Origin of the sequence: Bradyrhizobium sp. PRIMUS42 (assembly GCF_023006515.1) — a bacterium.
In the GTDB taxonomy this organism is placed as follows: domain Bacteria; phylum Pseudomonadota; class Alphaproteobacteria; order Rhizobiales; family Xanthobacteraceae; genus Bradyrhizobium.
Genome location: NZ_JALBGZ010000253.1, coordinates 1 through 8,169, shown reverse-complemented (window position 1 = coordinate 8,169; position 8,169 = coordinate 1). Strand labels below are relative to the sequence as shown.

Genomic DNA, 8,169 nt, shown 5'->3' with positions numbered 1-8,169 from the left:
CAGCGGCTCGTCCATGCGCGCACCGCGCCCCGGCCACTCAACCGGCCGCACGTCGATCCACGACGGCACGAGCCGGCGCCACCGCGCATAGAACATGGCGCTGCCGCCGGAATAAGGCAGACAAAGAAGCCGCATCGGAAGACCGGACTCCGCTGACTACGCCGACTGCGAAGACGCTGCATCGTCCATGAATTTGCGCAAGCTGAGCGGGCGCATGTCGGTCCACACCTGTTCGATGTGGTCGAGACATTCCTTCTTGCTGCCCGTCATGCCCACCGCCTTCCAGCCGCCCGGAATGTCCTTGAACGTCGGCCAGATGGAGTATTGCTCTTCGTGATTGACGACGACGGTGAAGGTGACGTCGTCTCTGTCGAACACCATCATGGCTCGGTCCCCTTTTTCGGAAAGCGAAAGCAGAGACGTTTGACTAGGTCAGAAGCAGACGACCGTCAAAGCAATATCGACGCGACTCTTTTTAAGACCTCAAAACTAGCGACGGACGCACACAATGCAACCTCCGCGCTCGCGCGCCAACACGCGGGAAAACATCGAGATTTCAGAACACGTCGAAGATTGCTGCAATTCTAACTGCGCAGGAAGGAACTTTCCGATGCGGCATGATCGCGCGTTTTGTCGCGGGCGGTGTTTCATCGCACTGTCATCAACTTAGACAAGTGCAGCGTTGCTGCCATAGGCCGAAGAAAAACCGCCGCGGGCGAGATCCGCGGCGGTACGTATCGGAGGCGCCGCGGGGACGCAGTGTTCAGAAGTTGAACGTCGTCGACAGGAGATACGTCCGAGGAGCGGCCAGCGTGATCACACCGCTATAGGCCGAGGCCCAGTAGGCCTTATTGGCGACGTTCTCGACGGCCGCGCGGACTACGATCGGCTTGCCGTTCCATGGCGATGCAAAGGTATACCTGGCGCCGAGATCAACGCGGGTCCACTCAGGTATGGTGAGGGTGTTTGTTACGTTGACGTACTGCGAAGCGGTGTAGATGACCCTTCCGGTGAACGTCAGTCCTTGGACAAACGGAGTATCCCACTCGGCTCCGATGTTGGCAGTGACCGCGGGAACTCCGATCGCATTCTTGCCGTCGTTGGTACCGTTCTCGGTCTTTTCCTGCACGCCATCGATCAACGCAACGCCGCCGAGCAAGCGGATGTCTGGCGTGACCTCGCCGAACACATTGATCTCCACACCACGGTTGCGCTGCTTGCCGTTGAGTTGCCGGGTAGGTAGAGGCAGGCCCGGCACAGTAATGATGCTGGGTTGGGTGATTTCGAATAGACTCAGAGTCGTGGTGAGGCGGCCCGTATCGATCTTCACTCCGGTTTCAGCCTGGGTGGTCTTGCTAGGTGGAAACACGGCGCCAGCGTTTTGGAATTGGCCAGTAACGACCACCGGCGTCTGAAGCCCTTCGATATAGTTCGCGTAAAGCGAGATATTCTCGACCGGCTTGAAGACAACAGCATAAGCCGGAGTCCACAAAGACGCCTCTTGATAGGGCCTACTCGGATTTGCCGGCGTCGGGATGAAATTTGTCACCCTGCTCCCAGCGGTCTGTTGACGAACACCGACGGTTAGCTGAAGGCGCTTGTCAAACATTGACATAGTATCGGAAACGCCGACGCTTTCGATGTTCACGTTGGTATTAAGTCTTAGCGTCGGAAAATTTAAGTTCGGTTGAGGGACATTCGTAGGCGGAGTGTATAGATTCCAGGCAATTAGCCCTGCCGAACTCAAAACACTCTGATCATAGGTTCGATCATTGATCGCATAGTTCGCGTTTAGAGCATGATTGACCGGGCCGGTATCGACCTCCGCCCGGATGCCCGCTTCTCCTGCAAAGGTCTCGAACGTCTCATGCCCAAGGCCCGGACGCCCCGCCAAAGCGCCGGCGGCGCTGAGAATATTGGGCGAAGGATAGGTATAGTCGATCTTGCTGTCATGATAGCCAAATGCGGCATACGCAGTTATCCAGTCGGTAACATCCACTTCACCTCTTACGGTCGTGAAGAAATCCCTCGGTTTGTAGTAAGCCCAAGGCACCTGGAAATTCGTCCCGGCTTTCGGTGGCGAAGGAATGGAGGTGAGACCCGGACCGATGCCGAAGAAGCGTAGCGGAGGAGTCAAATTATCGGCTTGATAACCGACATCGACTGCCACGCGTGCCCTCTCACCTCGGTAGTCGAGGCCGACCACCACATTACCGAACTCGTCAGTCTGACGGTCCCACGGGGTACTGCCGTTGGAATAGGTGCTGTTGACCCGAACGCCCCACTCCTTGTGCTCGCCGTAGCGCCGGCTGACGTCCATGTTCGCGCCAAACTGTGATCTGGATACGTAGGTTCCCGTTATCCGCGTAATGTCAACATCGAGAGCATGCTTGGTGATGAGATTGATACTGCCGCCAACTGCACCGCCGCTCGCAACGCCGGTACCACCCGTGGTCATCCCATTGAGCAAGGCGCTCGGGCCCTTCAGCACTTCAACACGCTCGACGAAATTCGCGCCCGAAGAATAATATGGTGCGATTCCATAGAGACCGTTCAGTCCGTAGTCGCCGCTGTCATAGTAGAAACCGCGGATGAAGAGACTGTCCGCACCACCGCCTGCCGCCTGGACGACGCGGACTGAGGGATCATTCGCCAGGACATCACGAATCGTGCGTGCCTGCTGGTTCTGTATGAGCTCTGCTGTATAGCTGGTCTGGTTGAACGGCGTATTCATCACGCCGCGGTTGCCCAGAAGACCGAGACTTCCGCCGCTCGCGACCTGGCCGCCTGCATAGGCAGGCGGCACCGTGCCGACCGTGCCGGTCGAAGGCACCACGTAGGGAACGGGCGCGGCCTGGCGGGGAGCCGTCGTCGCGGCAGATCTTTGTCCCCGGGACGCGCGCGTTGACTGAGATCTCTGTATCGGCTGCCGAACCCTTGGCTTGGGAGCATCGACGGTCACGGGCGGCAGATTCGATTGCGCAAACGCATGCTGAAAGTCACCCGAGGATTCCATCGACAGCGCAAGATAACTCACTGCTCCCAGCGATAGCGTACGCACAATTTTCTTGGCCGAGAGTTCACGCGTCATTCCTGCACCCCAATTCCACTAGCAAGCACATCCCCGCGCTTCCTAACATGCGAGGGGGCTCCGAGAAGGAATTGGGACCTAGAAATTATCTAAGGTTGTACGACAAACCGTCGCGATGGAAGGATCGATCTCGCCTACAATTGCGTCGCCAGATTTGAATGCTTCTATTTTCTAATCGTTCTAATCATTGATCTGCATACGGCACGTCGGCGAAACTCTGCAGCTCTTTCCCGAATTTCCGATCTAGCCAAGCAGGTTGCGTATCGCCCGCATGAATATTCCTGCGCCAATTCCTATCAGCTCATCTGGAAAGTCATAATTCGATTCATGCAGGCCGGGATGCTCCTCGCCCGCCCCCAAAAAGAACATCGCCGCCTTGGATCGCGTACCAAAACGCCCGAAGTCCTCAGAGCCACGCAGCGGAAGGCCCTGCGCAGAATGTCGCACTCCTTCCAAATCGAGTGCGCTTCTAAGATGGGCAACAGCGTCGACATCATTTGTGCAATGATTGAACACGTCGCGATAGGCGATTTCCGTGCTCAGTCCCTCGTCGGCCGTCACCCGCCGAACCAAGTCTTCTGCCTCCAGTCGGACTTGTTCCATCTTCGCGTCGGTGGATGTTCTCAGTGTCGCCCACAACTCGCCAAAGCCCCGCGCGATACCGAACGCAGGCTCTCCAAGTCTTGCGTGCGTGACCGTCAGCATCGAGAAGTCGCCGTTCAGTTCTGTGCTGCGCCCAAGCGCGGGAATCTCTAGCAGAAGCCTGGCGAGCGCATCTTTCGGGGAGATACCAAGCTCCGGATTCGACGCGTGCGTGGTTCGTCCCGATAATCTGATCTGCATTCCTTGCGAGGCGCAATTAACCAAACCTTCGGCAAGGGAGACCTGTCCCAAACCCAACCGTGGAAGGTTATGCAGCGCGAAGACAAAGTCAGGCTGCACCTGCTCAAAATTCACGTCAGCTAGAACGGCGGCGGCACCAGATCCGTCCTCTTCGGCCGGCTGAAACAGGAGCGCCACGCGACCTCGGCGTGGACGTTGCCTGCTCAAACTCTGCGCTACGGCCGCTAGAATTGCCATATGACCATCGTGACCGCAGAGGTGGGCCTTTCCCGGCACCAGTGACCGATGCTTGAGCTCTGATTTTTCCTGAATCGGCAGCGCATCCAGTTCAGCGCGAAGCATGATTGTCGGGCCAGACTCAGGTCCATCATAGATTCCAAGCACGCCGTGACCACCAAGGCCCGAAACGATCCTGTCGGCGCCCGCCGCCTGGAGACGGGCCTGCACGGCTTGCGCGGTTTTTGCCTCTTGGCCCGACAGTTCTGGCCCCGCGTGAAGATAGCGTCGCCATGCCACCAATTCATTCAGATCGTTCTCGGTCAGGAACATCTGGCTTCTTCTCACTCATGTCCGGTCGGCGAAACGCCTGCTGATACACATCATCTAGGATGATGGATCGCGCTTACGAGCACCACCGACGCGAGGAACAGTTTGATCTTCAGCAATGATCATTGCCGGTTCTATTCCGTTCTTTGCTCTTGCACTCAGAGATTTTTCGCGATCGGCTCACCAGAGGTTCTGTCGTAACGATCACGATCAGTTCGCAAGTCGTACGCGACCGCGCTGCCCTTTCAAGTATGTCCGAGGTCTTCAGACCATCGCCCGAACTTCTTCTCCCTGGAGCCGCGGCGTTGACCAGCCGCTTGCTGGCGTTCTCGCGCCGACAGGCGCTCGATCCCAAGCCGATCAGCGTGAACAACTACATCAACAGTCTGCAGGAATTCATCCAGCGCACGCTCGGGGGGCGCATCGAAGTCCAAACTGTCGGAAGTGCGGGTCTATGGCAAATCGAAGCCGACGCCAATCATCTGGAGTCAGCCATCGTCAACCTGGCGATCAACGCTCGCGACGCCATGCCTGACGGCGGAAAGTTGGCTCTCGAGGCTGCCAACATCGCCGCCGATGAGGATTACTGCCGTCTCTGAATTGGTGCCTGGTCAGTACGTTGCCATTTGCGTGACCGACACCGGAGGTGGAATGTCGCGAGACGTTCTCCATCACGCCTTTGAGCCCTTCTTTACGACGAAGGAGCCGGGCCACGGCACCGCCCTTGGCCTGAGTCAGGTCTATGGCTTCGTCAAACAATCCGGAGGCCACGCAAAAATCTACAGCGAGGTAGAGCAAGGCACGACGATCAAGATGTATTTTCCGCGCTTTTCCGGAGCAGCCGACATGAGGAAGTGGCGCCTGAGGAGCTCGCCGAGGGCGAGACATCCGAGACCAATCTCGTCGTCGAGGATGACGAAGGCCTTCGCGGCTAGATTTCCGACGTCCTGCGCGATCTCAACTACCGCGTCTTCTCGGCCCGCAGCGCTCAAGCCGCTCTGACCATTCTCCTGCAGGATGATTCGAAGGTGGACCTACTCCTAACCGACGTGGTCATGCCAGGAATCAATGGACGCGAGCTTGGGAGGCGCGCGCATCAAATTCGGCCGGGTCTGAAAATCCTGTACATGACCGGCTATTCACGCAATGCGGTCGTCCATCAGGGCAAACTTGATGAAGGCGTCAATCTGCTGGAGAAGCCGATTTCTTAGGCGAAACTCGCGCTGAGAGTGCGAGAGATTTTGGATAGATAGAAGAACCCGGACTGCCGCGCTGGTGTCCGATAACTCCCTTAACGGACACTAGGAATTCCGCGGCGGTGCGCTCACCCTAGACAACCGCGTAGTCCCTTGAAGACAGTGGGTTTGGGAACCTTTCGGCATGGCCCAAATTGAGCGACATGCCCATTTTTTTCTTTGATACTCATCACGGCGACGGCATCACTATCGACGACGAGGGACTTGATTGCGTCGATGTCGTCGCCGCTGAAAAGCAAGCCTTGGAAGCGCTTGCCCAGGCAACACCAAGGCGGCCTCCGGGCTTGTCACCAACGTCAACACCGGCGAAATCATCACGATCGTCTCGGTGCCGGATTTCGATCCGAACAATCCGAAGGAAGCGCCCGACCCGGATCGCATCAACCGCCTGACCACCGGCGTCTACGAGATAGGCTCGACCTTCAAGGCGTTCACGCTCGCGATGGCGCTCGACACCGGCAAGTCGCTGTGGGACGCGCGCGGGCCGCTGCACTACGGCAAGTTCGCGATCCACGACGACGAGCCGAAGGGCCGGTTCCTGAACATGAAGGAGGTGTTCACCTTCTCCTCCAACGTCGGCGCAGCGCGGATCGCGCTGTCGCAGGGTCTGGAGGCGCACAAGGCGTTCCTGCGCAAGATGGGGCAGTTCGAGCGGCTGCGCACCGAGCTGCCGAGCGAGCTGAACACCATCACCATCGCGTTCGGCCACGGCATGGCAGTCGCGCCGTTGCAGGCCGTGATGGGCGTCAGCGCGCTTGCGAATGGCGGCCTGCTGATCCCCGACCTTCCTCAAGCGTCCCGAAGAGGAAGCGCGGGCGATCGCAAAGCGCGTGATCAAGCCGGAGACCTCGGACAAGATGCGGTTCCTGATGCGGTTGAACGCCGAGATCGGCACGGCGCGCAGGGCGGACGTGAAGGGCTATTATATCGGCGGCAAGACCGGCACCGCGGAAAAGGTGGTCAACGGCCGTTATGCCAACAATAAGGTGCTGACTGCGTTCACCGCGATCCTGCCGGCCGACAAACCGAAGTACCAGCTCCTGATCATGCTCGACGAGCCGCAGCCGCTGAAGGAGACCTACGGGCAGATCGCGTCGGGCTGGAACGCCGTTCCGACCGCGGGCAATGTCATTGCCCGTATCGGACCGCTGCTCGGCATCGAGCCACGGTTCGACCTGCTGCCTGCGGACCGCCTTATTCTTGCAGCTTCAACAGCGCGTCAGTAGGAAAAGAGCGCGGCAGCGGCGCATTGATGAGTCCGCAATGCTGGCGATTGCGCTCGCTAACAAGTTCGCCCGGACCGCCTGGGCGTCGTTTGTTGTGACGTGCTGCCGACTTCGCCGGCGAGCTGGCTTAGCCCGGCCGGTGGCCCGCGAACGCGGTCTCCCCCGCCAGCTACACCACGCAATGGTCACGACGACCGCATTTCCCAACACCAGCCGACCTACTACATCTCATCCCTTCACATGGGGCAGCTCGTAATGGCTATCGCTTACGTCAGCGAGCACGCGCAGGCATGTCTCGTCGAGCACACCGGCTTTCATCATGGCGATCAACATCTGATCAACCGATCCATTGTATAATCGGTCGGCAACCCTTTGAACTGCCTTGGCTGCTATTTGCCCGCGCGTCCCCACCGAATGATAGAAATAGGTTCGACGTTCCATCGTATGTCGTACGTAGCCTTTGCTATCCAGCCTCCACAAAACGGTTCGCACGGTCGAGCCTTTGAGGCGGCGCGGCAACAATTCGCGAACAAGCTCGGCCGTAACTGACCCGCGTAGCCACACAATCTTCATGACATGGAGCTCAAGGTCTCCGAGATTTGGTAAGCTACCATCCATTCTGTTACTCGATCCGACATCAATTCGTTCGTCGACCGATAGAGTGCCTTTTTGATCGTTTGCACATTTCGTCCCCCCGATTGAGTCTACTAGCGTGTTAAGCCCGGACGCTTGACATTGTCCGTTGTTGCCGCGATGTACCGATCGGCACCTTCATTCGGTCGGTTCTTGGGCGCTCGCTGCCGTGGCACGATGTGCTTCAGAGTCGTGGCTCTCCATTACCGGTTTAAAGGACCCATTCTTCCTCGGAAGACGAGGCCTCATCGTTGAGACTCTGCCGGCTCGTCTGCTCCCATTGGAATATATCGATCCGTTCGGCGAGGTCGGCCAGCACCGGCGCCTCGAACAGGGTTCGCAGCGGCAGCTCGACGCCGAACGCCTCGTTCAGCCGCGCCGACACCCGCATCGCCAGCAGCGAGTGGCCGCCGAGCTCGAAGAAGTTGTCCTCGGCCCCGACCCTCTCAAGCCCCAGCACCTCGCCCCAGATCTGCGCCAGCACCTCCTCGGTCGCGCTGCGCGGCGCCACATAGGTCTGCTGCGCATAGGCGTCGCCCTCCGGTGCCGGCAGCGCCTTGCGGTCGGTCTTGCC

At 58.6% G+C, this 8,169-nt stretch carries 9 protein-coding genes and 2 pseudogenes; 4 read left to right on the top strand and 7 right to left on the bottom strand.

Features of this window, described 5'->3' with window-relative positions; all coding sequences use genetic code 11:
- From MOV75_RS19450 to MOV75_RS19435, 4 genes are all read right to left on the bottom strand, one after another.
- The coding region (locus MOV75_RS19450; protein WP_258719593.1) for a thioesterase II family protein at positions 1–135 on the bottom strand (135 nt) is incomplete at its 3' end.
- Positions 136–156: 21 nt separating this feature from the next.
- Complete coding sequence (locus MOV75_RS19445) at positions 157–384, bottom strand: MbtH family protein (protein WP_246925133.1); 228 nt, start codon at positions 382–384, stop codon at positions 157–159.
- Between the two features lie 379 nt (positions 385–763).
- Positions 764–3,091, bottom strand: coding sequence for a TonB-dependent siderophore receptor (locus MOV75_RS19440; RefSeq protein ID WP_246925135.1), 2,328 nt, complete (start codon positions 3,089–3,091; stop codon positions 764–766).
- Between the two features lie 243 nt (positions 3,092–3,334).
- A complete protein-coding gene (locus MOV75_RS19435; protein ID WP_246925138.1) occupies positions 3,335–4,483 on the bottom strand; it encodes an amidohydrolase in 1,149 nt (382 codons plus the stop codon).
- 302 nt (positions 4,484–4,785) lie between these two features.
- Between MOV75_RS19435 and MOV75_RS19430 the strand changes: the two genes are divergently transcribed.
- On the top strand, positions 4,786–5,079 hold the full coding sequence (locus MOV75_RS19430) for a hypothetical protein (RefSeq protein ID WP_246925140.1): 294 nt from the start codon (positions 4,786–4,788) through the stop codon (positions 5,077–5,079).
- Positions 5,057–5,248: pseudogene (locus MOV75_RS42720) on the top strand (ATP-binding protein); the annotation flags it as partial. The gene MOV75_RS19430 and the pseudogene MOV75_RS42720, both read left to right, overlap by 23 nt.
- An 11-nt stretch (positions 5,249–5,259) precedes the next feature.
- Here the strand turns inward: MOV75_RS42720 and MOV75_RS19420 are convergent.
- The gene (locus MOV75_RS19420; protein WP_246925146.1) at positions 5,260–5,472 is read right to left on the bottom strand and encodes a hypothetical protein; all 213 of its coding nucleotides are present in this window, start codon (positions 5,470–5,472) and stop codon (positions 5,260–5,262) included.
- Here MOV75_RS19420 and MOV75_RS19415 point away from each other — a divergent pair.
- Together MOV75_RS19415 and MOV75_RS19410 are read left to right on the top strand one after the other, a co-directional pair.
- Positions 5,416–5,691, top strand: coding sequence for a response regulator (locus MOV75_RS19415; RefSeq protein WP_309486949.1), 276 nt, complete (start codon positions 5,416–5,418; stop codon positions 5,689–5,691). The genes MOV75_RS19420 and MOV75_RS19415 overlap by 57 nt on opposite strands.
- A 313-nt stretch (positions 5,692–6,004) precedes the next feature.
- A pseudogene (locus tag MOV75_RS19410) lies at positions 6,005–6,962 on the top strand (penicillin-binding transpeptidase domain-containing protein); the annotation flags it as partial.
- Positions 6,963–7,190: 228 nt separating this feature from the next.
- Here the strand turns inward: MOV75_RS19410 and MOV75_RS19405 are convergent.
- Together MOV75_RS19405 and MOV75_RS19400 are read right to left on the bottom strand one after the other, a co-directional pair.
- A complete protein-coding gene (locus MOV75_RS19405) occupies positions 7,191–7,580 on the bottom strand; it encodes a BlaI/MecI/CopY family transcriptional regulator (RefSeq protein ID WP_258719537.1) in 390 nt (129 codons plus the stop codon).
- Positions 7,581–7,806: 226 nt separating this feature from the next.
- On the bottom strand, positions 7,807–8,169 hold a 363-nt coding region (locus tag MOV75_RS19400), incomplete at its 5' end, for a phosphopantetheine-binding protein (protein ID WP_247006405.1).

Bases quoted from the DNA above. Each gene is read 5' to 3' on its own strand.
- MOV75_RS19445 (WP_246925133.1), bottom strand. From the start codon at position 384: ATGATGGTGTTCGACAGAGACGACGTCACCTTCACCGTCGTCGTCAAT.
- MOV75_RS19440 (WP_246925135.1), bottom strand. From the start codon at position 3,091: ATGACGCGTGAACTCTCGGCCAAGAAAATTGTGCGTACGCTATCGCTG.
- MOV75_RS19435 (WP_246925138.1), bottom strand. From the start codon at position 4,483: ATGTTCCTGACCGAGAACGATCTGAATGAATTGGTGGCATGGCGACGC.
- MOV75_RS19405 (WP_258719537.1), bottom strand. From the start codon at position 7,580: ATGGATGGTAGCTTACCAAATCTCGGAGACCTTGAGCTCCATGTCATG.